Raw genomic sequence first — 927 nt, forward strand, 5'->3', positions numbered from 1 at the left:
TAAACGGTATCGGTTTCTTTTAAATTCAATTGTTTTATTATTTGGTTGAGTACTTTTTCACTCGTTAAAAAGTTTTGAGAATATTTTATATTTTTGTTCATGTAATCACTCCTGAAGTGATTACATCTGTAAATAAATACAGAAGTTAAATGATTTGTTTGTAATTTTAGTTATCTGTTTAAAAAGTCATAAGATTAGTCACTGGTAGGAATTAATCTAACGTATTTATTTATCTGTGTAATCACTGTTTTTAGTCTGTTTCAAAACAGTAGATGTTTTATCTACATTACGCATTTTGAATACCAACATGACGAATCCCTCCTTCTTAATTACAAATTTTTAGCATCTAATTTAACTTCAATTCCTATTATACAAAATTTTATGATATGGTGCAAGTCAGCACGAACACGAACCGTCTTATCTCCCATTATATCTTTTTTTGCACTGATTGGTGTATCATTTCGTTTTTCTTTTTGTGCGCCTAAATTTCCCACAATCACTCACTTCTTTCTATTTCTTCTTATTCTTATTTTATCATCAACAATCACAAATCACTTGTGATTTGTGATAAGTGATTTGTGATTAATATATCACATTCTTTTTTATTTTGAATGTCCGCAAAATCCGTCCTACATCAGAAGGACGCCATGGAACATCTAAGTGGTGGACAGCTTTCATACGTGATTGCACGTTTAGACCAGTTCCACCTTTTTCCGTAGAAGCCATGAGAATCCGTACTTCTCCGCTATTGACCTTTCTAGACAGTAAGTTTTTCTTTTCATCAGTATTGGCATCATGCACAAAGGCAATTTCTTCTTTTGGAATCCCTCGATCGACAAGCAAGTCCTTAAGTTCATTGTAAACATCAAATCCTTCTTCCTTACTTTTAGGCGTTCCAATATCAGAGAAAATCATCTGAGTGGCTTT

3 protein-coding genes and 1 pseudogene are annotated in these 927 nt (G+C 32.4%); all 4 read right to left on the minus strand.

What is annotated here, in order from left to right; all coding sequences use genetic code 11:
* On the minus strand, positions 1-101 hold a 101-nt coding region (locus C1E58_RS11940; protein ID WP_219723382.1), incomplete at its 3' end, for an rRNA adenine N-6-methyltransferase family protein.
* A gap of 124 nt (positions 102-225) precedes the next feature.
* Complete coding sequence (locus tag C1E58_RS11945; RefSeq protein ID WP_032498436.1) at positions 226-309, minus strand: 23S rRNA methyltransferase attenuation leader peptide; 84 nt, start codon at positions 307-309, stop codon at positions 226-228.
* A gap of 20 nt (positions 310-329) precedes the next feature.
* Complete coding sequence (locus tag C1E58_RS11950; RefSeq protein WP_002935077.1) at positions 330-494, minus strand: peptide-binding protein; 165 nt, start codon at positions 492-494, stop codon at positions 330-332.
* 88 nt (positions 495-582) lie between these two features.
* A pseudogene (locus C1E58_RS11955) lies at positions 583-927 on the minus strand (hypothetical protein); the annotation flags it as partial.

Source organism: Streptococcus suis (genome assembly GCF_002964575.1).
GTDB lineage: Bacteria > Bacillota > Bacilli > Lactobacillales > Streptococcaceae > Streptococcus > Streptococcus suis_R.

Bases quoted from the DNA above. Each gene is read 5' to 3' on its own strand.
- C1E58_RS11945 (WP_032498436.1), bottom strand. From the start codon at position 309: ATGTTGGTATTCAAAATGCGTAATGTAGATAAAACATCTACTGTTTTG.